At 70.3% G+C, this 25,267-nt stretch carries 27 protein-coding genes; 18 read left to right on the top strand and 9 right to left on the bottom strand.

From position 1 onward, the window contains the following. The 3 genes from ABT324_RS26855 to ABT324_RS26845 form a co-directional block, all read left to right on the top strand. On the top strand, positions 1 to 2,200 hold a 2,200-nt coding region (locus tag ABT324_RS26855), incomplete at its 5' end, for an LCP family protein (protein WP_351183058.1). A gap of 146 nt (positions 2,201 to 2,346) precedes the next feature. Continuing rightward, positions 2,347 to 2,994, top strand: a complete 648-nt coding sequence (gene phoU / locus ABT324_RS26850) for a phosphate signaling complex protein PhoU (RefSeq protein WP_351183056.1) — start codon at positions 2,347 to 2,349, stop codon at positions 2,992 to 2,994. 151 nt (positions 2,995 to 3,145) lie between these two features. Further along, on the top strand, positions 3,146 to 3,988 hold the full coding sequence (locus tag ABT324_RS26845; RefSeq protein ID WP_351183054.1) for a helix-turn-helix domain-containing protein: 843 nt from the start codon (positions 3,146 to 3,148) through the stop codon (positions 3,986 to 3,988). A gap of 227 nt (positions 3,989 to 4,215) precedes the next feature. Here the strand turns inward: ABT324_RS26845 and pstB are convergent, their stop codons facing one another. From pstB to mshD, 5 genes are all read right to left on the bottom strand, one after another. Next, positions 4,216 to 4,992, bottom strand: a complete 777-nt coding sequence (gene pstB / locus ABT324_RS26840; RefSeq protein ID WP_351183052.1) for a phosphate ABC transporter ATP-binding protein PstB — start codon at positions 4,990 to 4,992, stop codon at positions 4,216 to 4,218. An 11-nt stretch (positions 4,993 to 5,003) separates the two neighbouring features. Further along, on the bottom strand, positions 5,004 to 5,918 hold the full coding sequence (gene pstA, locus ABT324_RS26835; RefSeq protein ID WP_351183050.1) for a phosphate ABC transporter permease PstA: 915 nt from the start codon (positions 5,916 to 5,918) through the stop codon (positions 5,004 to 5,006). Then, entirely contained in the window at positions 5,915 to 6,877 is a 963-nt protein-coding gene (gene pstC / locus ABT324_RS26830; RefSeq protein WP_351183065.1) for a phosphate ABC transporter permease subunit PstC, read from the bottom strand. The genes pstA and pstC overlap by 4 nt, the downstream gene beginning before the upstream one ends. 166 nt (positions 6,878 to 7,043) lie before the next feature. Further along, positions 7,044 to 8,159 (bottom strand): phosphate ABC transporter substrate-binding protein PstS, encoded by a 1,116-nt coding sequence (gene pstS, locus ABT324_RS26825; RefSeq protein WP_351183048.1) that lies wholly within the window; start codon positions 8,157 to 8,159, stop codon positions 7,044 to 7,046. A 219-nt stretch (positions 8,160 to 8,378) separates the two neighbouring features. Continuing rightward, positions 8,379 to 9,332 (bottom strand): mycothiol synthase, encoded by a 954-nt coding sequence (gene mshD, locus ABT324_RS26820; RefSeq protein ID WP_502949801.1) that lies wholly within the window; start codon positions 9,330 to 9,332, stop codon positions 8,379 to 8,381. Positions 9,333 to 9,467: 135 nt separating this feature from the next. Here mshD and ABT324_RS26815 point away from each other — a divergent pair, with 135 nt between their 5' ends. Next, the gene (locus ABT324_RS26815) at positions 9,468 to 10,691 is read left to right on the top strand and encodes an APC family permease (protein WP_351183046.1); all 1,224 of its coding nucleotides are present in this window, start codon (positions 9,468 to 9,470) and stop codon (positions 10,689 to 10,691) included. A gap of 440 nt (positions 10,692 to 11,131) precedes the next feature. Here ABT324_RS26815 and ABT324_RS26810 read toward each other — a convergent pair whose 3' ends face one another. Beyond that, positions 11,132 to 11,878 carry a winged helix-turn-helix transcriptional regulator gene (locus tag ABT324_RS26810; RefSeq protein ID WP_351183044.1) on the bottom strand — a complete coding sequence of 249 codons (747 nt, stop codon included), beginning with the start codon at positions 11,876 to 11,878 and terminating at the stop codon, positions 11,132 to 11,134. A 185-nt stretch (positions 11,879 to 12,063) separates the two neighbouring features. On the opposite strand from ABT324_RS26810, the gene ABT324_RS26805 reads away from it, so the two are divergent. From ABT324_RS26805 to ABT324_RS26775, 7 genes are all read left to right on the top strand, one after another. Then, positions 12,064 to 12,822: an alpha/beta hydrolase gene (locus ABT324_RS26805; protein WP_351183042.1), complete on the top strand. Its 759-nt coding sequence runs from the start codon at positions 12,064 to 12,066 to the stop codon at positions 12,820 to 12,822. Between the two features lie 43 nt (positions 12,823 to 12,865). Continuing rightward, entirely contained in the window at positions 12,866 to 13,669 is an 804-nt protein-coding gene (locus ABT324_RS26800; protein ID WP_351183040.1) for an LmeA family phospholipid-binding protein, read from the top strand. Then, on the top strand, positions 13,666 to 14,106 hold the full coding sequence (locus ABT324_RS26795) for a TlpA family protein disulfide reductase (RefSeq protein ID WP_351183038.1): 441 nt from the start codon (positions 13,666 to 13,668) through the stop codon (positions 14,104 to 14,106). Before ABT324_RS26800 ends, ABT324_RS26795 begins: the two co-directional genes overlap by 4 nt. 152 nt (positions 14,107 to 14,258) lie before the next feature. Next, the gene (locus tag ABT324_RS26790; RefSeq protein ID WP_350945149.1) at positions 14,259 to 14,333 is read left to right on the top strand and encodes a putative leader peptide; all 75 of its coding nucleotides are present in this window, start codon (positions 14,259 to 14,261) and stop codon (positions 14,331 to 14,333) included. Between the two features lie 106 nt (positions 14,334 to 14,439). Further along, on the top strand, positions 14,440 to 14,889 hold the full coding sequence (locus tag ABT324_RS26785; RefSeq protein ID WP_351183036.1) for a DUF4395 domain-containing protein: 450 nt from the start codon (positions 14,440 to 14,442) through the stop codon (positions 14,887 to 14,889). Between the two features lie 30 nt (positions 14,890 to 14,919). Then, positions 14,920 to 15,768 (top strand): sulfurtransferase, encoded by an 849-nt coding sequence (locus ABT324_RS26780; RefSeq protein ID WP_351183034.1) that lies wholly within the window; start codon positions 14,920 to 14,922, stop codon positions 15,766 to 15,768. Positions 15,769 to 15,799: 31 nt separating this feature from the next. Then, positions 15,800 to 16,102, top strand: coding sequence for a DUF1416 domain-containing protein (locus ABT324_RS26775; RefSeq protein WP_351183032.1), 303 nt, complete (start codon positions 15,800 to 15,802; stop codon positions 16,100 to 16,102). 159 nt (positions 16,103 to 16,261) lie between these two features. Here ABT324_RS26775 and ABT324_RS26770 read toward each other — a convergent pair whose 3' ends face one another. After that, positions 16,262 to 17,041 carry a class I SAM-dependent methyltransferase gene (locus tag ABT324_RS26770; protein WP_351183030.1) on the bottom strand — a complete coding sequence of 260 codons (780 nt, stop codon included), beginning with the start codon at positions 17,039 to 17,041 and terminating at the stop codon, positions 16,262 to 16,264. 186 nt (positions 17,042 to 17,227) lie between these two features. Here ABT324_RS26770 and ABT324_RS26765 point away from each other — a divergent pair, with 186 nt between their 5' ends. Together ABT324_RS26765 and ABT324_RS26760 are read left to right on the top strand one after the other, a co-directional pair. Continuing rightward, a complete protein-coding gene (locus tag ABT324_RS26765) occupies positions 17,228 to 17,869 on the top strand; it encodes a heme-binding beta-barrel domain-containing protein (protein WP_351183028.1) in 642 nt (213 codons plus the stop codon). Positions 17,870 to 17,966: 97 nt separating this feature from the next. Then, entirely contained in the window at positions 17,967 to 18,482 is a 516-nt protein-coding gene (locus tag ABT324_RS26760; RefSeq protein WP_351183026.1) for a DinB family protein, read from the top strand. 67 nt (positions 18,483 to 18,549) lie between these two features. On the opposite strand, the gene ABT324_RS26755 is transcribed toward ABT324_RS26760, so the two are convergent. Then, positions 18,550 to 19,398 (bottom strand): aminodeoxychorismate lyase, encoded by an 849-nt coding sequence (locus ABT324_RS26755; RefSeq protein WP_351183024.1) that lies wholly within the window; start codon positions 19,396 to 19,398, stop codon positions 18,550 to 18,552. 231 nt (positions 19,399 to 19,629) lie between these two features. On the opposite strand from ABT324_RS26755, the gene ABT324_RS26750 reads away from it, so the two are divergent. The 4 genes from ABT324_RS26750 to ABT324_RS26735 all read left to right on the top strand — a co-directional run bounded on the left by ABT324_RS26750 (position 19,630) and on the right by ABT324_RS26735 (position 23,157). Next, positions 19,630 to 20,058 carry a Fur family transcriptional regulator gene (locus ABT324_RS26750; protein ID WP_502949800.1) on the top strand — a complete coding sequence of 143 codons (429 nt, stop codon included), beginning with the start codon at positions 19,630 to 19,632 and terminating at the stop codon, positions 20,056 to 20,058. 49 nt (positions 20,059 to 20,107) lie between these two features. Then, complete coding sequence (gene ygfZ, locus ABT324_RS26745; RefSeq protein ID WP_351183022.1) at positions 20,108 to 21,250, top strand: CAF17-like 4Fe-4S cluster assembly/insertion protein YgfZ; 1,143 nt, start codon at positions 20,108 to 20,110, stop codon at positions 21,248 to 21,250. A gap of 89 nt (positions 21,251 to 21,339) precedes the next feature. Continuing rightward, positions 21,340 to 21,900, top strand: coding sequence for an RsiG family protein (locus tag ABT324_RS26740; RefSeq protein WP_351183020.1), 561 nt, complete (start codon positions 21,340 to 21,342; stop codon positions 21,898 to 21,900). A gap of 399 nt (positions 21,901 to 22,299) precedes the next feature. After that, positions 22,300 to 23,157: a methyltransferase domain-containing protein gene (locus tag ABT324_RS26735; protein ID WP_351183018.1), complete on the top strand. Its 858-nt coding sequence runs from the start codon at positions 22,300 to 22,302 to the stop codon at positions 23,155 to 23,157. 61 nt (positions 23,158 to 23,218) lie between these two features. On the opposite strand, the gene ABT324_RS26730 is transcribed toward ABT324_RS26735, so the two are convergent. Then, the gene (locus ABT324_RS26730) at positions 23,219 to 24,097 is read right to left on the bottom strand and encodes a DUF8083 family protein (protein ID WP_351183016.1); all 879 of its coding nucleotides are present in this window, start codon (positions 24,095 to 24,097) and stop codon (positions 23,219 to 23,221) included. A 225-nt stretch (positions 24,098 to 24,322) separates the two neighbouring features. Here ABT324_RS26730 and ABT324_RS26725 point away from each other — a divergent pair, with 225 nt between their 5' ends. Next, positions 24,323 to 24,511 (top strand): DUF3073 domain-containing protein, encoded by a 189-nt coding sequence (locus tag ABT324_RS26725; RefSeq protein ID WP_351183015.1) that lies wholly within the window; start codon positions 24,323 to 24,325, stop codon positions 24,509 to 24,511. The last annotated feature ends 756 nt before the right edge of the window (positions 24,512 to 25,267 follow it).

Raw genomic sequence — 25,267 nt, 5'->3', positions numbered from 1 at the left:
GCGGCGCGAGCAGGGCAACACGCTGGCGCTGGAGTTCGCCGCCGCAGGCCGCTCGCTGGGCGTCCGCGAACTGCACGACCCGCGCCCCCCGCAGGCACCCGCTGGCGAGCCCCGCCGACGCCAGGACACCCCGCCCCCGCCGAACCGCCGCCCGGCTGGTGGCGCCGCAGCTGCTTTCGCCGGTGGTGCAGCCGCTCGCGGCGCACGCCCGGACGCTCCGCCGGAACCACCCCGCGCGCCCATGGAGGCGCCGCTGAACGGTGCGCCGCGCGGTGGCCCACCCGCTGAGCCCCCGGCCAACCGCCCCAGTGCCCCGGTCGAGCCGCCCGCCGCCCCGCGCGGCGGCGCTCCTGTCGAGCCGCCGGCCAACCGCGGCGGTGCTCCCGTCGAGCCGCCCGTGCGCAACGGCGCTCCTGTCGAGCCGCGCGGCGGTGCCCCGGTCGAGCCGACCCGCGGGGCCGAGGCCACGCGGATCAACCAGGCCCTGGGCGGGGACGCCCCGGCCAGCCCGCCACGGCGGCCGCGCCGCCCCGCGCCGAACCGCCCCGTCCCGCCCCCGGTGAACGAGGACCTGGAGGCCACCACCCAGCACGCGCCGGTCCCGCCCGCGCCACCGCGCGCCGAGGCGACCTCGGTGGTCTCCCGGTTGAACCCGGAGGACCAGCAGACCACCATCGCCAAGCCCGTCACCCCGGCGAACGCCGCCGAGGAGACCGCCATCGTCGCGCCCCCGGACGACCTGGCCGACCTGGTCGAGGACGACGACGAGTTCGACGACTTCGACGAGCTGGACGAGGACCTCGAGTCCGACGAGGACGGCGACGACGACCACGACGACCGCAAGGCGGACATCAAGCAGATCGACGCCACGCTCGCCCGGTTCTCCGCGGTGCACGACGAGATCGCCGCCGAGGAGGAAGCGCGCCGCAAGAAGTTCTCCTGGCTGCTCGGCAAGCGCAAGGAACCCGAGCTCGGCACCGACATGCCCTTCGACTTCCACGAAGGACGGGACGGGCAGTCCCGGATGGAGTGGAAGAAGAAGCAGCGCAAGCGGCGCACCAACCTGATCGTGATGGCGGTCGCGGTGGCCGCCTCGCTGTCGGTGTTCCTGACGCTGGGCTTCGCCTGGGGCGCCACCACGTTCTGGGGCCCGTCGTCCATCGCGGCGCTGGACCCCAACTCCGACTCCATCAGGGAGGTCGCCAAGCAGACCGGCGACCAGAACTTCCTGCTGGTCGGCTCGGACACCCGCGCCGGGGCGAAGCCCGAGGACGGCGTGGGCACCGAGGACGAGACGCAGGGCGCCCGCTCGGACACCACGATGATCGCGCACATCCCGGCCGACCGGAGCCGCGTGGTGCTGGTGTCCTTCCCGCGCGACCTGCAGGTCGACATGCCCTCCTGCGAGCGCTGGGACGCCAAGACCGGCCAGTACACCGGCCAGCAGGCCCCGGCTCGGCAGGACGTCCGCCTCAACGAGGCGTACGCGGTGGGCGGTCCGCTGTGCACCACCAAGGTCATCCAGCAGATCTCCGGGCTGCGGGTGGACAGCTTCCTGGGCATCGACTTCAACGGCTTCAAGTCGATGGTGGACGCGGTGCAGGGCGTGGAGATCTGCACCGAGAAGCCGATCATCGACAGCACCCTCGGCACCGTGATCCCGGAACCGGGCAAGCACAACATCAGCGGTGACCAGGCGCTGAACTACGTGCGCGCCCGGCACGTCGAGGGCGACCCGACCTCGGACTACGGCCGCATGCAGCGCCAGCAGCTGTTCCTGTCCGCGCTGCTGCGCAAGACGATGTCCAGCCAGGTACTGCTCGACCCGGGCAAGCTGAGCGACTTCGTCAAGGCGGTCAGCGCGAACACCTTCGGCGAGAACATCGGCGTCGACCGGCTGATGGACCTGGGCCAGCAGCTGCAGGGCCTGGACCCCAGCCGGGTCACCTTCATCACCGTGCCCACCACCGGCTACGCCAACGAGGAAGGCATGGAGGTCCTGCGCGAGGAGGACACCCAGGCGCTGTTCCAGGCGATCCTCGACGACCAGCCGATCAACACCGGGGACACGCCGCAGAACATGCCCAGCGGCGGTGGCACCAGCTTCCGCCAGCAGCCGGCGGACCCGACCCAGCCCGAGGAGCCGTCGGCCCCGACCGGTCTGTCCACGGTGAACGCCGGTACCGACCTCTGCGGGTGATACCGCCCTCGTGAGTGCGGGTGGTGGTCCTGACGACCACCCGCGCTCACCACCGGGTGGTTGGCGAAAAATTCCTCATGGCGTGTTCACCGCCGGTTCACCACGGGTCATTCTGTCCGATTACCGCTGGAAGTACCCTGGGTAGCATGCGTGAGGTCTACCAGGAACAGCTCGGCGAGCTCGCCGACGAACTCGCTTCGATGTCGACCATGGTCGGCACCGCCATGGAGCGCGCCACCAAGGCACTCCTGGAGGCCGACCTGGAGTTGGCCGAACAGGTCATCGAGGAGGACGTGCAGGTCGACGAGGCGCGGGCCCGCGCGGAGGAGCACGCCTTCGGGCTGCTCGCCCTGCAGGCCCCGGTCGCCGGTGACCTGCGGACGGTCATCTCCACCATCCACACCGCCGAGGACCTGGAGCGGATGGGCGACTTGGCGCTGCACGTGGCCAAGACCGCGCGCCGCCGCCACCCGAACGCGGTGCTGCCACCGGACGTGCAGCCGTACTTCGCCGAGATGGGCCGGATCGCGGTCAAGCTCGCCGGGCGCGCGCGGACCGTCATCCAGACCCAGGACGTGGAGTCGGCGCGCGGGCTGGAGGAGGACGACGACGAAATGGACGACCTCCACCGCCACCTGTTCACCGTGATGATGAGCCCGGAGTGGTCGCACGGCGTGGCCGCCGCGGTGGACGTGACGCTGCTCGGCCGGTTCTACGAGCGCTTCGCCGACCACGCGGTGTCGGTGGCCCGCCGGGTGGTGTTCATCGTTACCGGGAAGATGCCGAACGTCTGAGCCGTTCCCGCAGGTCGCCGCGGCTGTGACCAACGAAGTACTAATACTCGGTCTCAGCAGTCGATGCTGTGATCGCGGTGTGCCATCCTCGTTCGGGTGAGAACGTACCGAACCGCGGTGGGCGAGGTGCGCGGTGCGTAAGAGTCCGACCGTGCACAGAAGACGGCTTGGCAGCGAGCTGCGGCGGCTGCGCGAACTGGCGGGGCGCACGCACCGCGAGGTCGCCGCCCACCTGGACTGCTCGCAGGGCAAGATCAGCCAGATCGAACTCGGCCGGGTCCCGGTCCGCACCTCCGACGTGCGGCTGATGGCCGAGTTCTACGGGGCGGGCGCCGAGCAGCTCGCCGCACTGGTGGACCTCGCGCAGGACTCCAAGCAGCGCGGCTGGTGGCAGCAGTACCCGAGCACCGCGCAGCGGCCGGGGCTGCAGACCTACCTCGGGCTGGAGACGGCGGCGAAGGCGGTGAGCTGCTACGGCGCGGACCCGCTGCCGGAGCTGCTGCAGACCGCGGACTACAGCCGCGCCCTGCTCACCGCGGACGCGCACGAGCACACCCCGGACCAGCTGCAGGAGCGCCTCGCGGTGATCGCGACCCGCCAGCAGCGCCTGGTCGGCGACCAGCCGCTGGAGCTGTGGGCGGTGCTGGACGAGTCGGCGCTGCGGCGCGCGGTCGGCGGACCCGGGGTGATGCGCCAGCAGCTGGAGCACCTCGTGCTGCTCGGCTACCGGCGCAACGTGACGATCCAGGTGCTGCCGTTCCGGGTGGGCGGTCACCCGCTGATGGGTGACCGGATCTCGGTGTTCTCGTTCCCGGAGGAGGCCGACCCGCAGGTGGTGCACCTGGGTGACTCGGCGAACTCGCGGTTCCTGGACAAGGCGGGGGACACGGCGGACTACCTGAAGGCCTTCGAGCTGGTCTGCACCCGGGCGCTGAACCCCAAGGACTCCAGCGCCTTCATCTCGGCGATCGCCGACGAAGCCGCCGCCGCCTGACCTCCCGACCGGACCCCCGCGGTTTCACCGGGGATCAGACGTCCGATCTCCATTGGAATCGCGGGGCCCGGAGTCAGTCCGCAGTGGACGGATGGCCGGGGTGGGAGGACTCGTGCCCCGGCACACACCAAGTTGGGCGCCCACGCCAAGGACGAAGGGCACCTCTCGTCGGCTGTGCGACAAAAGGTGCCCTTCACCTGAGTCGAGGGCGCTGAGGCGCGGACCGATCAGCCGAAGCGGCCGGAGATGTAGTCCTCGGTGGCCTTCTGGGTGGGGTTGGAGAAGATCTTGCCCGTCTCGTCGATCTCGACGAGCTGGCCGGGTGCGCCCACCGCGCGCAGGTTGAAGAACGCCGTCTGGTCGCTCACCCGCGCCGCCTGCTGCATGTTGTGGGTGACGATGACGATCGTGTAGTCCTGCTTGAGGTTCGAGATCAGGTCCTCGATCGCCAGCGTGGAGATCGGGTCCAGCGCCGAGCACGGCTCGTCCATCAGCAGGACGTCCGGGCGCACCGCGATGGCCCGCGCGATGCACAGGCGCTGCTGCTGACCACCGGAGAGGCCGCCGCCCGGCTTGCCCAGCCGGTCCTTGACCTCTTCCCACAGGTTCGCGCCGCGCAGCGCGCGTTCGGCGACCTCGTCGAGCTTCTTCTTGTTCTTCTCCCCGGCCAGCTTCAGCCCGGCCACCACGTTGTCCCGGATCGACATCGTCGGGAACGGGTTGGCCCGCTGGAACACCATGCCGATGGTCTTGCGCACCTGCACCGGGTCCACGTCGCTGGCGTAGATGTCCTCGCCGTCGAGCATCACCTTGCCCTCGACGCGGGTGCCCGGGATGACCTCGTGCATCCGGTTCAGCGAGCGCAGCACGGTCGACTTGCCGCAACCGGACGGACCGATGAAGGCGGTGACGCTGCGGGCCGGGACCTGCAGGGTCACGTCTTGCACGGCGTGGAACTTGCCGTAGTACAGGTTCAGGTCTTTGATGTCGAGGCGCTTGGCCATGTTTCCGGTCCCTACTTCGTCTTGATCGCGAACAGCTTCGACAGCAGCGACGCGACGAGGTTGATCAGCATGATGACGACCACGAGGGTCAGCGCGGCGCCCCACATCCGGTAGTCACCGGCCACCGTGCCGGTGCTGCGCTCCATGTAGATGGCCAGCGGCAGGGAGGCCAGCTCGCCCTGGAACAGGTTGAAGTTGATCGAGGCCGAGTAGCCCACCAGGATCAGCAGCGGTGCGGTCTCGCCCAGCACGCGGGCCAGGCCGAGCATCACCCCGGTCAGGATGCCGGACAGCGCGGTGGGCAGCACGATCTTCATGATCGTCTTCCACTTCGGCAGGCCGAGCGCGTACGCCGCCTCGCGCAGCTCGTCCGGGACGATCAGCAGCATCGTCTCGGTGACCCGGACGACCACCGGGATCATCAGCAGCAGCAGCGCCAGCGCCACCGCGAAGCCGCTGCGGGTGAAGCCGAAGGTGGTGATCCACAGCGCGTAGATGAACAGGCCGGCCACGATCGACGGCAGGCCGCTGAGGATGTCCACCATGAAGGTGGCGACCTTCGCGAACCGCGACTGCCGCCCGTACTCGACCAGGTAGACGCCCACCATGATGCCCAGCGGCACCGAGATGACCAGGCAGACCAGGCCTTCGAGCAGGGTGCCGACCAGCGCGTGGTAGATGCCGCCGCCGAAGTCGTTGGGCAGCAGGCCGTTGAACGAGTGCGTCCACCAGGTGGTGCTGAGCACCGGCTTGAGGCCGCGCTCCAGCAGCGTCCACAGCACCCACAGCAGCGGGATCACGGCGATCACGAACGCCGCGCCGAACAACGTGGTGGCCAGGTTGTTCTTGAACTTGCGCGCGAAGCTGATCCGCTGGAACGCCGGTGGCGTGGCCAGCTGCTCCACGTCAGCGGTGTCGGTCCTCATGCTTTCCCCTTACCGCTGGCGCTCTCGATCCAGCGCGCGATCGCGTTGACGGCGAAGGTGATGACGAACAGCACCAGCCCGGCCGAGATGTAGGCGCCCACCTGCATGTTGTTGTTGAACTCCGCGGAGCCGAGCGCGATCTTGGAGGCGAAGGTGGCACCGGCGTCGAAGATGCTGTAACCGGGCGCCGCCGTGGTGGAGCTGAGGATGATGGTCAGCGCCATCGTCTCGCCCAGGGCGCGGCCCAGGCCCAGCATCGAGCCGCCGATGAAGCCGTTGCGGCCGAACGGCCACACCGTGGTCCGCACGACCTCCCACTGGGTGGCGCCGAGCGCGAGCGCGCCCTCGATCTGCTGGTTGGGGGTCCGGGAGAAGACCTCGCGGGTCACGCCGGTGATCGTCGGGATGATCATCACGGCGAGCACGATCCCGGCGGTGAAGATGTCGGTGCCCAGGCCCATCGGGCGCACGTTGCCCTCGGCGAAGATCGGGATCCAGCCGAGGTACTCGTTCAGCCACAGGGCCACCGGCCGCAGCACCGGCCCGAGGACCAGGAAGCCCCACAGGCCGTAGACGACCGACGGCACCGCGGCCAGCAGGTCGACGAGGTAGGCGAACGGCCGCGCCAGGCTGCGCGGGGCGTAGCGGGTGAGGAACAGCGCGATCCCGCAGGACAGCGGCATCGCGATGATCAGCGCGACCAGCGAGCTGGCCACCGTGACCCAGGCCAGGTCCAGGATGCCGAAGCTCAAGCTGTTCGGGTCGCGGGTGTCCCACTCACGGCTGAACAGGAAGTTCACCTCGTTGACCTGCAACGAGGGGACCGCCCGGATCAGCAGGAAGATCGCGATGGCCGCGATCAGGGCGACCACGAAGGCGCCGGAGGCGGTGGCGATCGAGGAGAACACCCGGTCGCCGAGGCGGTGCGTCTTGCCCGCGGAGGTGTCGGGAGCGGAAATGGGAGCCTCCGGTCCGGAACTAGGCGCCGAAGCGCCCCGCGGGGCACCGGTCCCGGTGTCCGCGGGGCGCAGATCGGCTCTCGTCGAGTCGGTCACTGCTGTTTGCAGCCTCTCACTTCGTAGATTCGACCCGTTGTTCGCCCAAGTCAGGTGCGACCCGGGTTACTCAGGAGATGGCGCTGACGGCCTCGGTGACCTTGGTCTTGAAGCCCTCCGGCAGCGGCACGTAGCCGGCGTCCTGCAGCTGCTGCGGGTCGGCGTTGGCCGCGACCGTCAGGAACGCCTTGACGGACTTCGCGGTCTCCGGGTCGTAGCCCTTCGAGCAGACGATCTCGTAGGTGTTCAGCACGATCGGGTAGACGCCCGGCTGCTTGTTGCCGTAGATCGACTCGAGGTCCACCCGCAGGTCGTGGCCCTCGCCCTGGATCTGGGCCCCGTCGATCGCCTTGCCGACGTTCTCGGTGGTCAGCTCGACCGGACCGGCACCGCTGTCGATCTTGGCCTGGCCGAGCTGGAGGTTCTTGGCGAACGACCACTCGACGTAGGTGATGGCGCCCGGGGTGGCCTTCACCGACTGCGAGACCTGGTCGCTGCCCTCGCGGCCCTGGCCGACGCCCGGACCGCCCTGGAAGGTCTTGCCCTTGCCGGTCCACGCGCCACCGGTGGCGGTGGCCAGGTACTTCTGGAAGTTCTCGGTGGTGCCCGACTCGTCCGAGCGGAAGAACGGCACGATGTCGGTGGCCGGCAGCTGCGCGTTCGGGTTCAGCGCCTTGATCGCCGGGTCGTCCCACTTCTTGATCTGGCCCTGGTAGATCTTGGCGATCACGTCGGCGTTGAGGGTCAGGTCGTCAACGCCCTCGACGTTGTAGGCGATGGCGACCGGGCCGAAGACCATCGGCAGGTTCCAGGCCGGGTTGCCCTGGCAGCGCTCGGCGGCCTTGGCGACCTCGCCCTTCTCCTCGTTCAGCGGCGAGTCGGAGCCACCGAAGTCGACCTGGCCCGCGGTGAAGGCGGCCACGCCCTTGCCGGAACCCGACTTGGTGTAGTTGACGTTCTGGCCGGGGCACTTGAGGCCGTAGTCGCGAGCGAAGACGTCGACCGCGTTCTTCTGCGCCGAGGAGCCCTCGCCCGAGACCGGCTTGGTGCCGCACTCGAGCTGCAGCGCGTCCAGCGCCGGGTTGCCGCCACCCTGCGGGGTGTTCTGGTCGGTGCCGCAACCCGCGAGCACGAGCGCGCCCGCGGCGAGGACGGCGAACGCAGCGCTGTGCCGCTTGATCTTCACTTCGTTCCTCCACTCGGAGACCTGCGGATGTGCGGCTGGACCAGGTTCGGCCCGTGCTCTTTGCCGCTCGCCAGGGACGTTAAGGAGCCGTGGTGGACGGCCCTCGCCATCCAGGTGAACGAGAGGTGAACAAGGCACGCTTAGTAAGCAGACGCACAAACCTTCGGGGGAACGAGAGTGCGAATCCGAGTGGTGTTCGTGACTCACCGCACCGGACGATCAGCGTCCGAATTGCACGTCCACGTCCCACTTGGCGAACCCCAATCGCTGGTACACCTTGACGGCCGGGGCGTTGTCCGCCTCGACGTAGAGCATCACCTGGCGGCAGCCAGTGTCGCTCAGGTGTCGCAATCCAGCCACTGTGAGTGACCGCCCCAACCCGCCGCCTTGCGCGTCGGGGTCCACCCCGACGACGTACACCTCACCCGTTCCGTCGGGGTGCACCTTCGTCCAGTGGAACCCGAGCAGCTGGTCCCGGTCGTCCACGGCGAGGAAGAACCCGGCCGGGTCGAACCAGTCCTCGCGCTCCTTCGTCCGCAGGTCCTGCTCGGTCATGCCGCCCTGCTCGGGGTGCCAGGAGAACGCCCGGTGGTTGACCGCCACCACGGCGGCCTCGTCGCGGTCCGGCCGGAAGGTGCGCAGGTGCGCGCCCTCCCGCAGCTCGACCGGCGGCAGCTCCGGCTCGGACAGGTCCCGGCCCATCCGCCACAGCTCACGCGGGCGGCTGAACCCGTACCGCTCGGCCAGCCGCACCGCGCCCGGGTGCTCGCCGTGCGACCAGATCCGCAGCTTGGCGGTGTCCGGGGCGGGTTCGACGGAGAGCTCGGCGCGGTCCAGCAGCGCCTCGACCAGGCGAGCCCCCGCCCCCTTCCGACGGTGGTCCGGGTCCACCGCCAGCTCGGCGACCAGCTGACCGGAGGACTTCTCGTGCTCGGTGTCCAGGTGCGCGTACCCGATGAGGCGGCTGCCCGCGTCCCGCAGCACGAAGTGCTCGGAGCGCACGTCGGCCTGCACCGGCTCGATCTGGTGGGTGACGTCGCGGTGCGCCTTCAGGCGCAGGATCACGTGCTCGCCGACCGGGGCCACCCCGTCGGCCGCCTCGGTCTTCTCGAGCAGGTCCATGACCTCGGTCGCTTCCCCGCTGTCCAATCCATTTCGCCAAGTCAGCTGCACGCCACCGACGTTACCCAGCTTCCCGCCGAAACACCCGGGCGAGTGACGCGCGAGCACCCCCGGCGCGCTTGCGGCGCCGATGTCGAGTGCCCGAAGGTGGTGCGGCTGCGACCGCCCGGAAGCGAGGACCACCGCGTGCCCCCACTCCACCGACGGCTGACCACGGTCGACGCCGTGGTGATCGGCCTCGGCTCCATGATCGGAGCGGGCCTGTTCAGCGCCTTCGCCCCAGCTGCGGCGGCAGCCGGCTCGGCACTGCTGATCAGCCTGCTGCTGGCGGCGATCATCGCCTTCTGCAACGCGACCAGCTCCGCGGCGCTGGCCGCCCAGCACCCGGCGGCGGGCGGAACCTACGTCTACGGCCGCGAACGCCTCAACCCGTTCTGGGGCTTCCTCGCCGGCTGGGGCTTCGTGCTCGGCAAGACCGCGTCCTGCGCGGCGATGGCCCTCACCGCCGCCGAACACCTCCTCCCCGCCCACGCCAAGCCCGCCGCCGCGGCGTTCGCCGCGGCTCTGGGCGCGGTAAACTACGTCGGCATCACGCGCACCGCGAAGCTCGCTCGCATCCTGCTCGCGCTGACGCTCGCCGCGCTCGCAGCTTCGCTGCTCGCGGTGTGGCTCGGCGGCGCCTCGGCTCCCGCCTCGGCCCTGCCGCCTGCGCCGCTGGGCGTGCTGCAGGCCTCCGGCCTGCTCTTCTTCGCCTTCGCGGGCTACGCCCGCATCGCGACGCTGGGCGAGGAGGTCCGCGATCCGCGGCGCACGATCCCGCGCGCCATCCCGATCGCGCTCGGGATCGTGGTGTGCCTGTACTTCGCGGTCGGGTGCACGCTGCTGGCGGCGCTCGGCCCGGACCTCGCGACGTCGTCGGCCCCGCTGGTCGACGCGGTCCGCGCGGGCGGCCTGCCGCAGCTTGCACCGTTCGCCGTGGTCGGCGCCGGGGTGGCGGCGCTCGGTGCCCTGCTCGCGCTGCTCGCCGGGGTCGGCCGGACGACGCTGGCGATGGCCCGGGAGCACGACCTGCCCGCGCCGCTGGCCACGATCCACCCGCGCTTCGGCACCCCGCACCGCGCGGAACTGCTGATCGTCGCGGCGGTGGTGGTGCTGGTGCTGGTCACGGACCTGCGCGGGGCGATCGGCTTCTCGTCGTTCGGGGTGCTGGTCTACTACGCGATCGCCAACGCCGCAGCGCTCACCCTGCCGCCCGCCCACCGCTGGTTCCCCCGCGCCCTCCCCGCCCTCGGCCTCGCGGGCTGCGCGCTCCTCGCGGCCACCCTCCCCTGGACCTCGGTCCTCGCAGGCCTGACCTGCTTCGCCCTCGGCACCACCGCCTGGCTCTGGCGCCACCGCCGAACACCCTGACCCACCCGCACCCGCAACCTCCCGCAGTTTCAACTGAAACTGCGAACCCCAGGCACAACCTCCCGCAGTTTCAACTGAAACTGCGACCTACGAGCAGGGTCTTCCGCAGTTTCAATTGAAACTGCGATCTCCGGCGTGTCGGGATCCCGACGCGCCGACACTTGTGGACAACCATCCGTCCACTGTGGAGTAGTACTCGATCTCAATGGTGGGGACCAGACGTCTGATCCCCATTGGGGTCGCGGAGGGCCCGAGGGCTGGAGCACCGACGGAGAGCCTGGCGGACAGAACTCGAAAGGAATCTCGACGGACGGGGCACCGCCGGAGGGCACGACGAGCAGGACTCCGGAGCGGAGAACCCGACGGACCGGACGCGGGCGTCGGAGCTGGCTGAAGGGACCTCGGATCACAGGACCCGCGCAGGCAGTGGAGGCAGGCGGTCAGCGGGTGAGGGCGGTGTCGCGGGTTGGGGCTTCCGTGTCCGCGGGGTCGGTGGCCTCCGCCGCGATGGGGGTGTTGGTGCGGTTCGGGCGGACGAACTTGTAGCCCACGTTGCGGACCGTGCCGATCATCGAGTCGTGCTCCGGGCCGAGCTTCGCGCGGAGGCGCCGGACGTGCACGTCGACCGTGCGGGTGCCGCCGAAGAAGTCGTAACCCCACACCTCCTGCAGCAGCTGGGCGCGGGTGAAGACCCGACCCGCGTGCTGGGCCAGGTACTTGAGCAGCTCGAACTCCTTGTAGGTGAGCTCCAGCGCCCGGCCCTTCAGCCGCGCGGTGTAGGTGGCCTCCTCGATCACCAGGTCACCGACGCTGAGCAGCCCGTCGCCGCCGCTGCTCGCGTCGCCGTGCCGGGAGAGCAGCAGGCGCAGCCGGGCGTCGACCTCCGCCGGACCGGTGGTCGGCAGCAGGATCTCGTCCACCCCCCACTCGGCGCTGATGGTGACCAGGCCACCTTCGTTGACCAGCGCGACCACCGGCACGTCACCGGCCGACAGCAGGCGACACAGGTCGCGGGCACCAACCAGGTCGGTGCGGGCGTCGACCACGATCACGTCGTGCGCGCCGCCGGACAGCACCGACCCGGGGTCGGCGGGCAGCACGCGCACCCGGTGCGGGAGCAGGGCGAGCGCGGGCAGGACCGCTTCGCAGTCTGTTTCGCTGGTCAGCAGCAGCAGTTCGGAGCTCATCTGGAGGGCCTCCGTCCCCAAGGCGTGAACCCGACGTCCGGGCGGGAGTGGCCAGCCGCACATGGCGGATGACTCGGCGTCGTTGCCTGTGGATGGCAAGGAGAATAACCGACATGCAGCGGAAAAGCCCAGGTCCAACGGGGCGCATCACATTTGTGAACAGCAGTCGATCTCGTGTTACGCGCATGTGTCGCCCGCGCGCGGTGAAGCTGTCGGCCGCCGACGGGACCGCGCTGCGCGGCCAGCTGCTGACCGGTCCCGGGCTGCCCGCCGACCTCGGGTTCGTCGTCGGGCACGGCTTCACCAACCACACCCGCAAGCCCACCCTGCGGCGGATCCTGCACCGCCTGGCCCGGCGGGCGCCGGTGCTCGCGGTCGACTTCCGCGGCCACGGGCGCTCCGGTGGCCGCACCACCGTCGGCCCGGCCGAGGCGCTGGACATCGACGCCGCCGTCGCGCGCCTGCGCGAGCTCGGCTGCCGCCGGGTCGTCACGATCGGCTTCTCGCTAGGCGGCTCGGTGGTGCTGCGCCAGGCCGCGCTGGGTTCGGCACCGGACGCGGTGGTCGCGGTGAGCAGCCCCGCCCGCTGGTGGGTGCGCGACACGCCCGCGATGCGCCGGGTGCACTGGCTGCTGGAGCAGCCGCACGGCCGGTTGAGCGCGCGGCTGCTGGGCGTCCGCCTCGCCCCGCCGTGGGAGGAGGTGCCGATCTCACCGATCGAGCTGGTCCCGCGCATCCCGGTCCCGCAGCTGATCGTGCACGGTGCGCAGGACCACTACTTCCCGGCGGCCGACGCGGTCGCGCTCAGCGAGGCCGGTGGCGGCGAGTTGTGGCTGGAAGAGGGCATGCGGCACGCCGAGAGCGCGGCCACCCCGGACTTGGTGGACCGCATCGCGCGGTGGGCGGCGGATACAGTGGGGCCACCCGATCGTGGCGGTCACTGAGGACCCGCCAACCACTCCTGCCCCGACAGAAACGGACCGCTCGGTGAAGAAGCTCGTCATCGCCCTCGTCATCATCGCGGGTCTGCTGGTGGGCGCCGACTTCGGCGGCGCCGCCATCGCCGAGTACCAGGTGTCGAAGAAGGTCGCCGAGCAGCTGCAGCTGCCCGAGAACCCCGAGGTGCGGATCAACGGCTTCCCGTTCCTCACCCAGGTCGTCGCCGGGAACTACCGCGACGTGCAGATGGCGGCCAACGCGGTGCAGGTCGGCCCGTTCAACGAGGTCGGCATCGAGGCCGACCTGCACGGGGCGAAGGTGTCCACCTCGGAGCTCATCGCGGGCACCGCCGACCACTTCACGGTGGACGAGCTGGTCGGCCGGGTGAAGCTCAAGGCCTCCGACGTGGCCCGGCTGATCGGCATCCAGGACCTCACCATCAACCCGGCAGCCAAGGACGCGCTGGCCGACGAGGACGGCAGCGTCAGCGCCGCCGACGAGCAGCTCGCCTCGGGCACCGACCGCACCAAGGCGGTGGTGCAGCTGGACGGCACCGTGAACATCGCCGGTTCCGACAACAAGGTGCGGGTGATCGCGGTGCTGTCGCTGGTCAACGGCAAGATGCAGATCGAGCCGCGCAAGCTGGACCTGAACAACAGCACCTTCGGCGCGATCGAGCTGCCGTCGATCTTCGAGAAGTCGGTGCTCCAGCAGTTCAGCACCACGCTGGACCCGGGCATGCTGCCGTTCGAGGTCAAGCCCACCGCGGTGCACGCCGAGCGCGGCGCGCTGGTCGTCGAGGGCATCGCGGAGGACGTCACGATCACCCCCGACGGGGTGACCACCGGGTGAGCCCCGGCGCCGGTGTCTTAGTCGTCGCCGTGGCGGCGGCGCTGCTGCTCGGCGCGGTGTGGAAGTCCCGGCAGGGCAGGGTCCGCGAGAGGAACGGTGGGGAGAACGTGACCGACCTCCTTCCCGACGAGCTGCGGCAGCGGCTCGTCGATGCCCCGGACCAGGACGCGAGGGTGACGCTGCTCCAGCTGTCGACGACGTTCTGCGCGCCGTGCCGCCACCCCCGCGTGCTGCTCTCCGACTTCGCGCAGCGCACCGAGGGCGTCCGCCACGTGGACGTCGACCTCACCCACCACCCGGAGTGGTCCACGCCGCTGCGCGTGCACACCACCCCGACGACCCTCGTCCTGGACGCCACCGGAGCCGAGCTGTTCCGCGTCAGCGGCGTCCCGCACCGCGCCAAGCTCGCCACCGCCCTGCAACTCCACCTCAGCTGACCGCAGTTTCAATTGAAACTGCGACGGTGCCCCAGGGAGATCCGCAGTTTCAATTGAAACTGCGAACTCCGGGTCGTGGCGTGATCACCCCGGGGTGTCCCACCTTGTGAACAGGGTTCCCGCTGATCGGTCCAGGCGGTAACCTCCGGGGCGTGCATGTACTGCTGACCCGAAGGCGCGCGGTTGATCTCTGCCGCGTGGGTAGCAGCCTGTGTTGCGGGCACTGACCGGGCGGTAGTACGTCTCGCACCTCGCGCGGCCGTGTCGTGGCGACGGTGCGCGCTCCCACCGCCTGACGGACTCGGCAGTCGAAGTCCACAGTCAGGAGGCCCCATGTCCGCCGGAACGCTCGACCCCCGAGGAGTCCGCTTCACCGCCGCGGTGACCAGCGCGATCCTCGCCCTCGGGCTGATCACCGCCAGCTGGCGGGTGCTGGCCGCCCAGATGGTGCTGTTCGGCATGTGCGCGTTCATCGGAATGCGGCTCAACCCGTGGGGTTTCGTGTACCGGCAGGCGGTGCAGCCGCGGCTGTCCCCGATCGACCAGGCCGACCGCGAGGACCCGGCTCCCGTCCGGTTCTCGCAGGGCATCGGGTTCGCGTTCGCCCTGGTGGCCACCATCGGCTACGCGGCCGAGTGGACCACCCTCGGATTCGTCGCGAACGCGTTCGCGCTGGTCGCCGCGTTGCTCAACGCGGTGTTCGGCTACTGCCTCGGCTGCCAGCTGTACCTGGTGCTCCGGCGCTTGGCGCCCGCCGGGGCGTCCACCTCGCAAACCCGCTGAACCACTGAAGATCAACGAAGGAGTCGCTCGATGAGCCGCGCAGAGGTCCTGGTTTCCACCGAGTGGGCCGAGCAGAACCTGAACACCGACGGCGTGGTGTTCGCCGAGGTGGACGAGGACACCACCGCCTACGACGGCGGCCACATCCCCGGCGCCGTCAAGCTGGACTGGAAGAACGAGCTCCAGGACCACGTGCGCCGTGACTTCGTCGACCGCCAGGGCTTCCAGGAGCTGCTGTCCGCCAAGGGGATCAGCAACGACGACACGGTGATCCTGTACGGCGGCAACAACAACTGGTTCGCCGCCTACGCCTACTGGTACTTCAAGCTCTACGGGCACGGCGACGTCAAGCTGCTCGACGGCGGCCGCAAGAAGTGGGAGCTGGACGGCCGCGAGCTCACCAAGGAGGAGCCGAACCGGCCCGCCACCACCTACCAGGCGCAGGAGCCGGACACCTCGATCCGCGCGTTCCGCGACGAGGTCGTCGACGCGATCGGCAACAAGAACCTGGTCGACGTGCGCTCCCCCGACGAGTTCGCGGGCAAGCTGCTCGCCCCGGCCCACCTGCCGCAGGAGTCGGCGCAGCGCGCCGGGCACATCCCGTCGGCGATCAACGTCCCGTGGAGCAAGGCCGCGAACGAGGACGGCACCTTCAAGTCCGACGAGGAGCTGGAGCAGATCTACGCCGAGGCTGGCCTGGACACCGCGAAGGACACCATCGCCTACTGCCGCATCGGCGAGCGCTCCTCGCACACCTGGTTCGTCCTGCGCGAGCTCCTGGGCAATACCAACGTCAAGAACTACGACGGCTCCTGGACCGAGTACGGCTCCCTGGTCGGCGTGCCGATCGAGAACCCGGCCGAGTCCGCCAAGGCCTGAGGAAAAGCCTCGAACCGAAGGAGAGATGAGCATGAGCAGCGGATGCGGAGCACCGCAGCAGTCGGCGACCGCGGTGGCCGAGGACACCGACCAGGTCGTGGTGGCCGGGAAGGTGCGGTCCGGGGACCAGCCGGTCGGCGGAGCCTTCGTCCGCCTGCTGGACTCCTCCGGCGAGTTCACCGCGGAGGTCGTCTCCTCCCCGGAGGGCGACTTCCGCTTCTACGCCGCTCCCGGTGACTGGACGGTCCGAGCCCTCCACCGCGACGGCAAGGGCCAGTCCACCGTCACCACCGCGGGCCCCGGCGTCCACCCGGTGGACATCGCAGTCGCCTGACCCCGCGATACCGCCACAACGAGGGGCACCTCCAGCACCAGGAGGTGCCCCTCACTCGTCAGTCGTGAGCGGCAACGGTCGCCCCAACCACCACCGCCACTCACGACCCCACGCACCCACCTCGTGAGCGGCAACGGTCGCCCCAACCACCACCGCCACTCACGAGTGCTTGGAGCGGAGGAGGGCGAAGGCTCGCTCGTCGCGGTCCTGGGCGCTTGGGTTGGAGTCCTGGGTGCAGCCGACCGTGGTGAAGTCGACGACCTCCCAACCGGTGCGGTCGAACAGGCGGCGCAGGCCCACCTCGCTGAAGATCCAGAAGTTGGTCGCGTCGTTGTTCGCCTCGGTCGGGTCCAGCAGGTAGGCCACCGGCTGCTGCTGGACGCGGGTGCCGTCCGGGGTGAGCTGCGCGATCCGGGTCGAGACGAAGCACAGGTCGGCGCGCTCGGCCAGCCGCTCCAGCACGAAGAACGGGTTCTTCAGGTGGTAGAGCAGCCCGAGGAAGAACACCGCGCCGTAGCGCTCGGCGGGCAGCTCGAACTGCGCGTCCAGGTCGATCTCGTGCACCTGGACCTTCGAGTCCAGCTCGGTCACCAGCCGCCGCGCCCCGCGCAGGCCGTTGAAGTTGGTCGGCGCGTTGTCGATCACGTCCACCTGGCAGCCCAGCTCGGCCTCCAGGAAGAACCCGAAGTCGCCGTCGGCCGCCCCGATGTCGGCGACCCTGGTGCCCGCGATCTGCTCGAAGATCCGCCGCTGCGGCCCGCTGAGCAGCGCATCCAGGTGGAAGATGTTGGCCATCGTGTCGTACGGGTACCAGCCGAAGTCGCTGGGCGCGATCTCGTCCTTGCGCGCCAGCAGGTCCTCGCGGAAGGCCAGCGCCCGCTCGCGCAACGTCTCGAAGTCCATGTGATTCCCGTCCCGGCTGTTGGTGCGCCAGATCATGCCCGACGCCACACTCCGCCGGGCCCGTTCGGTGGTTATTCTTTGCCCGTGGAACTTATCGACTTCATGCACTACGGCCTCGTCACCCTCGTCGGCCTCGCCGCGGTGGCCACCATCTGGTTCGCCGTCTACGTGGTGTACCGCCTGTACAGCGACTGATCCGCGGCTACCGGTAGCCTTCCCACCGTGACTGCAACACCGAACGAACCGCAGCGCGGCAGCGGTGACGCCGCAGTCGCCGCAGCTGCCGAGCGCGCCAAGCTCACCGCGCACCGCAACGTGCCGGAGTTCGATGACCTGCCCGGCCCCGGTGACACGGCCAACCTGCGCTTGGGCCCGTCGCTGGACGACGCGTGCCTGGCGCTGCTGCCGATGGTCGGTGTGTGGCGCGGCGAGGGCGAGGCCTCGCACCCGTCGCTCGACGAGACCTACCGCTTCATCCAGCAGGTCACGATCGCGCACGACGGGCGCTCGTTCCTGACCTACGAGAGCCGCGCGTGGCGGCTCACCGGCGAGGGCGGCGAGGTCGTCGGCCCGGCGTTCCGCGAGACCGGCTTCTTCCGCCCGCAGCCGGACGACACCATCGAGCTGCTGATCCTGCACGAGACGGGCGTCGCCGAGATGTTCTTCGGCAAGCCGACCGCGCAGACCACCTGGCAGTTCGGAACCGACGCCGTCCTGCGCACCCCGACCAGCGAGGACGTCTCCGCGGCCAGCCGCCTCTACGGCGTGGTCGAGGGCTCGCTGGCCTACGTCGAGGAGCGGGCGACCTCCGAGCACGAGCTCCAGCCGCGGCTGTCCGCCAAGTTGGACCGCGTCGTCGGCTGACCTCCAGCCGGGGCCGGGCGCGGTGGTCCCGCGTCCGGCGCCGGTGTCGGCCGTGCCCACTAGGTTCGTCAGCAACGACGATCACCCGAGGTGGGCAATGACGATCATCAAGGAAACCCTCGTCGGCGAGCGCGCCGACATCCTGGAGCTGTTGCAGGCGCGCCGCGAGTTCCTCCGGTACACGGTGCAGGACCTGACCGAGGAGCAGATCCGCACCCAGCCCACCAAGAGCGAGCTGTGCCTCGGCGGCCTGATCAAGCACGTCACAGCGGTCGAGCGCCAGTGGGCGAGCTTCATCCGCAACGGCCGCGCGTTCGAGGACACCCGCGACGAGACGGTGGCCGAAGCGCACGCGGCCAGCTTCCAGCTGACCGACGAGGACTCCCTGGACTCGCTGCTGGACGCCTACGACGAGGTCGCGCGCGCCACCGACGAGATCGTCGCGACCGTCCCGGACCTGGACCTGTCCCACCAGCTGCCAGCACCGCGGGGCGGGGGCAGGCGCTGGACGGTGCGCCGGACCCTGCTCCACATCGCCGCGGAGACGGCCCAGCACGCGGGCCACGCGGACATCATCCGCGAGTCCATCGACGGCCAGCGGACCATGGGCTGACCACCCGGCGCACCGCGACCTCCATGGAGGTCGGACGTGTGACCCCCATCGAGGTCGCGGGGGCGGGTCAGTAGTTGGACTCGTAGAGCCGGGTGACCTCGTCGTGCAGCTGGGCGTCGGCCTTGGTCGCCGTGCCGTCGATGGTGTGTACCTGGGTCACCAGCCGCACGCTGGAGCACAGCCACACGCCGTCCGCCTCGAACAGCGCCGACTTCGGGAACTTCGCCACCTCGGTCCGCCAGCCCGCCTGCTCGGCGGCGCGGAACAGGGCGCCCTGCGTGGTGCCCTCCAGGATGCCGGAGCTCGGCGGGGTGGTCAGCAGGGTCCGGCCCTGGGCGATCACCACGGTGGAGGTCGGCCCCTCCAGCACCGAGTCGTCGGTCGCGGTGAAGATGACCTCATCCGCGCCGCGCGCCTCTGCCTCCCGCAGGGCGGCCATGTTCACCGCGTAGGAGAGGCTCTTCGCGGACAGCAGCAGCCAGGGCGCGCGCTCCATCAGGTCCGGCGCGAACCCGCGCTCCAGCGTCACGGCTGAGACGCCGTCGCGGCGCTTGCGCCGCGTGTCCTCTCCGATCGGCATGCCCATCGCGAAGCCGTGCGGCGTGCCGTCCCCGCCGTCGATGCCGCGGGTGCACACCAACTTCAGGGCCATCTCCGGGTCGGTGTCCCACGGCCAGTTGTCGATCACCGCCTGCACCGCCCGCTCCCACGCGGCGCGCTCGGGCAGCCGCATCTGCAGCAGCTCGGCGGACCGCTTGAGCCGGTCCAGGTGCGGACCGATCTCCCGCGGCTGCCGCTCGGCGACGAGGATCGTCTCGAAGACCCCGTCACCGCGCGTCACCCCCAGGTCGTCGGCGCGGAACAGCGGTGCCTCCGGGTCGGCGATCGTCCCGTCCAAAAGTGCCAGTACGCGCATGCCGGAAGCGTAGAGCCTGGCGGACGAGCTCATCCGACGTGGCGGCGGAACACCGGCACCGGCCCCCACGCGCGGTTCCAATTGGAACTGCACTGTTTGCGGGGCCGTACCCCGTTTCACCGGGAATCGGGTTCGGGCACCAGGCGCGGAGTCGCACGCACGTCCGGTGAGGAACCCTCGGCGTTACGATCGGACGTGCCGACCGGAGCGCGCCGAGCACAGGAGCGGGCATTGAGCGACCAGGGATCGCTGCGCAGCACCTTGCACCAACGTGGCATGCGGATGACGCCGCAGCGCCAGCTCGTGCTGGACGCGGTGCGCGAACTCGGCCACGCGACGCCGGAGCAGGTCTGCCGCGCGGTGCAGGGCACCGCCTCCACGGTCAACATCACCACTGTCTACCGCGCCCTCGACCTGCTCGAGGAGCTCGGCCTGGTGCGGCACACGCACCTCGGGCATGGCGCGCCCACCTACTCCGTCGAGGAGCACGAGCACGTCCACCTCGCCTGCCACCGCTGCGGGGGGATCGACGAGGTGCCGACCGAGACCCTCGACGACCTGGCTGACCAGCTGCGCCGCGAGCGCGGCTTCGAACTGGACGCCACCCACCTCGCGCTGTCCGGCATGTGCCGGAACTGCCGCGCGACCGAGGCGGGCTGATGTCCCGCACGCCCCCACCGGGCACCCCGCAACACACCGAGGAGCGCTGATGAGTTCACCCCTGTTGGACCTGCCGGGTGCGGTACCCGCACCGGAGGACGCGGTGGACGTGGGCGTGCCCTGGCACTTCGGCGACCCGTTCGCCGAGCAGCGCTCCGCCAGCCGGTCCGCGGTGCTGGTGGACCGCTCCCACCGCCAGGTGATCGCGGTCCCCGGTGAAGAGCGGTTGAGCTGGCTGCACCTGGTGCTCTCGCAGCACCTGACCGAGCTGCCCGCCGGGCAGGGCACCGAGGCGCTGATCCTGGACAGCCACGGCCGGGTGGACTGCCATCTGCTGGTCGCCCACCACGAGGGCGTGGTCTACCTGGACACCGACCGCGAGGCGCAGGCCACCAGCGCCCTGCCGACCATCGGGGTGGACGGCAAGCAGACCGTGCCGGAGTACCTCGACGCGATGCGCTTCTGGTCCAGGGTGGAGCCCCGCGACGCCACCGCGGAGTTCGCGGTGCTCACCGCGGTCGGCCCGGACGCGGGCGGCATCCTCGCCCAGTTCGCGGCGGTGCCGTCCGGGCCGTACGAGGTGCAGCCGCTGCCCGGCGGCGGTTTCGCGCGCAACGTGCCGTTCCGCTCGCTGCCCACGATCGACCTGGTGGTGCCCCGCGAGTCGCTGGTCGAGTGGTGGACGAAGCTGACCGACGCGGGCATCCGCCCCTCCGGCACGCTCGCCTTCGAGGCGCTGCGGGTGGAGGCGCTGCGCCCGCGCGTCGGGCTGGACACCGACGACCGCGCGATCCCGCACGAACTGGGCTGGGTGCACGTGGCCGCGCACGTGGCCAAGGGCTGCTACCGCGGCCAGGAGACGGTGGCCAAGGTCCACAACGTGGGCAAGCCGCCGCGGCGCATGGTGCTGCTGCACCTGGACGGCTCGGTGGAGGTGCGGCCGGAGACCGGCGACCCGGTGTGGCACGGCGACCGCAAGGTCGGCCGGGTCGGCAGCGTGGTGCAGCACCACGAGCTCGGCCCGGTGGCGCTGGCGCTGCTCAAGCGCTCGACCCCGGTGGACGCCGAGCTCGTCGCCGGGGACCCGGAGCAGGACCGCGCGGTGGCCGCGGCGGTGGACCCCGACTCGGTGCCGCCGGACAGCGGGGAGCCGCCGGGGCGGGTCGCCGCGGAGCGGCTGCGCGGCCGGTAGCACCCCGCGATCACCCGATTCCGCACCGCTTTCGAAACGACATCGCCGAATTGTTGGCGAGTTCGGCCGGATTGCCGGAGGATGGCCACGTGATCGAAGTCCGCCCGGGTGGACGGCGCCGCATCGACAGGGTTCTGTCCCCGGACTACACCAGTGGAATCGAAGGCCGCGAGCTGAGCGAGGTGCGGGCGCTGCGGGACGAGGCGGCGCAGGAGGAGACCGACCTCTCGTACCTGCGCCGCGTGCTGCACGTCCGGATCGACATCGTGCGCGCCGAGCAGCGGCGCCGCGTCGAGGACGGTTCGACCTCGGTGGTCGAACAGTTGGTGAACATCCTGTCGGACAACGCCGTCGGCCCGGCAGCCGGTTCCGGCCGCTACCAGACGACCGAGCCGTCGCGGGCGGAAGCGCACCGCAGGCACGTCGAGGCGCTCGTCTCCGACGCCGACCTCTCCAACGTGACCTCGCTGTCCGACGCGAAGCTCGCCCAGGCCCTGGAGGCCTACACGGCCGAGGAGGACTCGGTGTCGCAGCGCCGCCGCGAGGTGCAGGGCGTGGTGGACTGCCTGAACGCCGAGATCGCGCGCCGCTACCGCGAAGGCGCGGCGTCGGTGGACGACCGGTTGGCGGAGGAGCGGGACCGGCCGTGACCCTGGGGCCCGGCGGGCGAGGTGGGCGCCGGGGGTGTTGCTGCGCGTTCGTGGGATTTTGCGGTGGTACCGGGGTCGAGTGGACGGCGGAGGATGCCGTTGGGGAGGGGTTGGGTGCTAAGCCGTAGGTAGTTGCTCTGGGTGATGCGATTTCATCGAAATTGGCTTCGTTGCGTTGTTGACGGAACCTGCGGTGGCGAGGAGCCAATTCCTTTCGGGATTTCAACCCTCACCACCGGTCGTGCGGTCGTCGTAGTGACTGCGGGTCCTGGGGTGTCGGGGCCGGTTCCAAGCTTTCTGGGGTTCTGAGGTTTTTTGAGGTTTTCGCGTTGGGGTGCCCCCTTCCGGGCTTCGGGCGTTCTTCTCATTCGGGGTTGTTGAGTCTTCCCCCGCACGGCTATGCTCAGATATTGGAACTATTTTCCCGCATGTTGGGATGGTGTGATGAGCGGTCGGCAGGTGGGGGTTTACACGCACGGGCATCATGAGAGCGTTCTGCGGTCTCATCGGTGGCGAACTGCTGAGAACTCCGCTGGGTACCTGATTCCCGATCTGCGGGCCGGGGTCAGCGTGCTCGATGTCGGGTGTGGGCCTGGGACCATCACGCACGACTTCGCCGCTCTGGTGGCGCCTGGGGTCGTGGTGGGCGTGGACAACGTCGAGTCGCCCTTGGAGATCGCTCGCGCCGGGGCCGTCGAGCGGGGGTTGGACAACGTCAGGTTCGACAGCGCCGACGTCCACGAGTTGCCCTACGCCGATGGGTCCTTCGACGTCGTGCACGCGCACCAGGTCCTGCAGCACCTGACTGATCCGGTGGCGGCGTTGCGCGAGATGCGGCGGGTGTGCCGTCCCGGAGGTGTGGTCGCCGCTCGTGACGCCGACTACGGCGGGATGCGGTGGTCCCCGGAGAACCCCGGCTTGGACCGCTGGTTGGCGCTCTACCGCGACGTCGCGCGGCACAACGGGGCCTACCCCGATGGCGGCCAGCACCTGAAGTCCTGGGCGTTGGAGGCCGGTTTCAGCGAGGTCGGCTGCACCGCGACGGCGTGGTGCTTCGCCACTCCCGAGGAGCGCTCCTGGTGGGGGAACCTGTGGGCGGACCGCATCCGCCGCTCGTCCTTCGCCGAGCAAGCCCTGGGCCACGGCCTGACGACCCGCGCGGAACTGGAGGACCTGGCAGCGGCCTGGCACGCCTGGATCGACGCCGAGGACGGCTGGTTCGCGGTCCTCAACGGCGAGATCCGCTGCCACCCCTGACCCGCAGCGCACGGGTTGCGCTGCCCGCGCCGCCACGCGAGGTGGCCGCTCGGCAGTCCTGTCAGTTGTGGCGTTCGCGGGCGGCGAATTCCGACCAGAAGTCCCGGAGGGCTTCGTAGCGGGTGGCCACCTCTTCCGCGTCGTCGGCTTCCATCGCGTCGACGATCGCGTGCACGTCCTCGGCCGAGGTGTCGGCTTCCAGGTCGCTGGTGGTCATCAGCTGCACCAGGCCGCCGTAGTCCAGCTCGACCGCCGAGTGCGGGTGGAAGCGCTCCAGCCAGCGACCCGTCTCGCGGAGGATCCGGGTCGGGCCCTCCTCGCCGATCGACTGGCGGCCGATCGAGTGCGCCCGCGCCACCCGGCGGCGGGCGTCGGCCATCGCCACCCGCCAGCACACGCGGCGCCGGTCCGACTCGGTGAACACGCACCGCTCCGTCGGGTCGACCACCACGAACCAGGGCAGCGGCACGGTCCAGGTCGAGGACAGCACGTGCACCGCGCCACCCGCCAGCTCGCTGACCACCGCGCTGGCGCGCACCTTGGCCTGCTCCACCGGCACCGCCAGCGCCGCCGTGCGCAGCGGCAGCTCGGAGTCGCCCAGGAAGCCGACCAGCGCCGCGGCGGACCGGCCGCGCAGGTCAAGCGGGCACACCAGGGGGCCCGGGCCAACGGTGGCCGCCGGAGCGCTCGGCACCTCCTTCGGGTCGAGCACCAGCACGTCGCCGACGCCCTGCACGCCGCCGTCGGCGGTCTCGCCGGGTAGCTGGCGGGGCGGGGCGGCGAGCTGGCTGCGCAGCCAGACGTCCTGCTCCCGGAGCCCGGCGTCGAACGGATCGACCGGGCCCCGGTCCACGGCCGCCTCCAGCTCCTCGCGGAGCGGCGCGTCGAAGGACGACAAGGGCTCGTACACCCTCAGGTAGGCGACGAACGGCTCAGGCACAGCGAGCATCGTGCCAGACCGCCCGGCGGGGGCCGCCGCCGACTCGCGGACGTCGGAAAACGGTGGGGAGGGCGACGTCACCCAAGACACGACCACTCAGACCCGGCACCACGTCGCGTTCAACCGCCTCGACACGGTACGGTAGTTACAGGAAAAGTTGTCGAGATCATGCGGGGCCGACTTTCCCCTGTCCGCCCCGCACACCCTGTGCGAGGGGGTCGAGCCATGGGGCGCGGCCGGGCTAAGGCCAAGCAGACGAAGGTGGCCCGCGAGCTGAAGTACAGTTCCCCGTCCATGGACATCGAGGCGTTGCAGCGCGAGCTGTCCGCCTCGGAGTCCGGCGAGTGGTCCAACGAGGACCGCGATGACTCGCACGACGACGGGTACGACGACTACGACTACGGCCGACGCTGAAGCACATCTCCACCGAGGACAGCGGTTGAACGCTGCTCGCTCGGGAGAAGGCGCGTCGCACGTCGTTCGTCCTACCCGGCAGGTGGGAATTGACGAACTCGCAGAGTCCCACATAGGAGGAGCTCACGTGAGTGGCGTCGCCGGGCAACCGGTGACGCCACTCACGTGCGTCTGCTCCAGGGAACCAGCCGAGCGGTGACCACACCGCTCGGCTCCCTGCGCTGACCACCCAGCGAACAACCCACCCAAAACCACACCCACGAAGATCAACAACTCAGGCACCAACGGCGGCCGACAGGCAAGAAGAAGCGGCGAGGCACCTACGCCGCACAACCCCCGTCAGGCAAGCGGCGAAGCCGCTTGCAGCGGTGAACAGCATCCGCGAGAACGTCTGGCGCCGATGTGAAGGTGTCGCATGCGCCGAAGGCGCATAGCCCACCCTCGCAACTGGCACCGCCGCGGGCCCTCAGCGTTCGCCTGGCGAGGACGGCCCAACTGCCGTGTAGTGGCATACACAAAGTTGGGCACCCGCAGTCCAGGCGGACGCTGAGGTTCCGCTACCCGCACCGCCACGCAAACCAGCCACCGCAAACAAGTAGAAAACGCCAGCGTGCGCGGGCCGCCTCTCGGCGGTTGGCGCTACGAGGCTCCAGCCGGACGGTATTCCTCGCAGGCTTCAGATGGGGCCCGGGGGCACGCGCGCACGCCAGCTCCCCGTACAACGAGCGGGGCGCGCCGCGGATTCCCGCTCCAGCG

The organism is Saccharopolyspora sp. NPDC000359 (assembly GCF_040300525.1).
Classification (GTDB): Bacteria; Actinomycetota; Actinomycetes; order Mycobacteriales; family Pseudonocardiaceae; genus Saccharopolyspora.
This window is presented reverse-complemented; position numbering and strand designations above follow the sequence as displayed.

What these genes read in the sequence shown, in the direction of transcription:
- pstA (WP_351183050.1), bottom strand. Translation starts at nt 5,918, where the DNA reads ATGAGGACCGACACCGCTGACGTGGAGCAGCTGGCCACGCCACCGGCG.
- ABT324_RS26805 (WP_351183042.1), top strand. Translation starts at nt 12,064, where the DNA reads ATGTGTCGCCCGCGCGCGGTGAAGCTGTCGGCCGCCGACGGGACCGCG.
- phoU (WP_351183056.1), top strand. Translation starts at nt 2,347, where the DNA reads ATGCGTGAGGTCTACCAGGAACAGCTCGGCGAGCTCGCCGACGAACTC.
- ygfZ (WP_351183022.1), top strand. Translation starts at nt 20,108, where the DNA reads ATGAGTTCACCCCTGTTGGACCTGCCGGGTGCGGTACCCGCACCGGAG.
- ABT324_RS26785 (WP_351183036.1), top strand. Translation starts at nt 14,440, where the DNA reads ATGTCCGCCGGAACGCTCGACCCCCGAGGAGTCCGCTTCACCGCCGCG.
- ABT324_RS26760 (WP_351183026.1), top strand. Translation starts at nt 17,967, where the DNA reads ATGACGATCATCAAGGAAACCCTCGTCGGCGAGCGCGCCGACATCCTG.
- ABT324_RS26755 (WP_351183024.1), bottom strand. Translation starts at nt 19,398, where the DNA reads ATGCGCGTACTGGCACTTTTGGACGGGACGATCGCCGACCCGGAGGCA.
- ABT324_RS26780 (WP_351183034.1), top strand. Translation starts at nt 14,920, where the DNA reads ATGAGCCGCGCAGAGGTCCTGGTTTCCACCGAGTGGGCCGAGCAGAAC.
- ABT324_RS26775 (WP_351183032.1), top strand. Translation starts at nt 15,800, where the DNA reads ATGAGCAGCGGATGCGGAGCACCGCAGCAGTCGGCGACCGCGGTGGCC.
- pstB (WP_351183052.1), bottom strand. Translation starts at nt 4,992, where the DNA reads ATGGCCAAGCGCCTCGACATCAAAGACCTGAACCTGTACTACGGCAAG.
- ABT324_RS26770 (WP_351183030.1), bottom strand. Translation starts at nt 17,041, where the DNA reads ATGATCTGGCGCACCAACAGCCGGGACGGGAATCACATGGACTTCGAG.
- ABT324_RS26725 (WP_351183015.1), top strand. Translation starts at nt 24,323, where the DNA reads ATGGGGCGCGGCCGGGCTAAGGCCAAGCAGACGAAGGTGGCCCGCGAG.
- ABT324_RS26735 (WP_351183018.1), top strand. Translation starts at nt 22,300, where the DNA reads ATGCTCAGATATTGGAACTATTTTCCCGCATGTTGGGATGGTGTGATG.
- ABT324_RS26810 (WP_351183044.1), bottom strand. Translation starts at nt 11,878, where the DNA reads ATGAGCTCCGAACTGCTGCTGCTGACCAGCGAAACAGACTGCGAAGCG.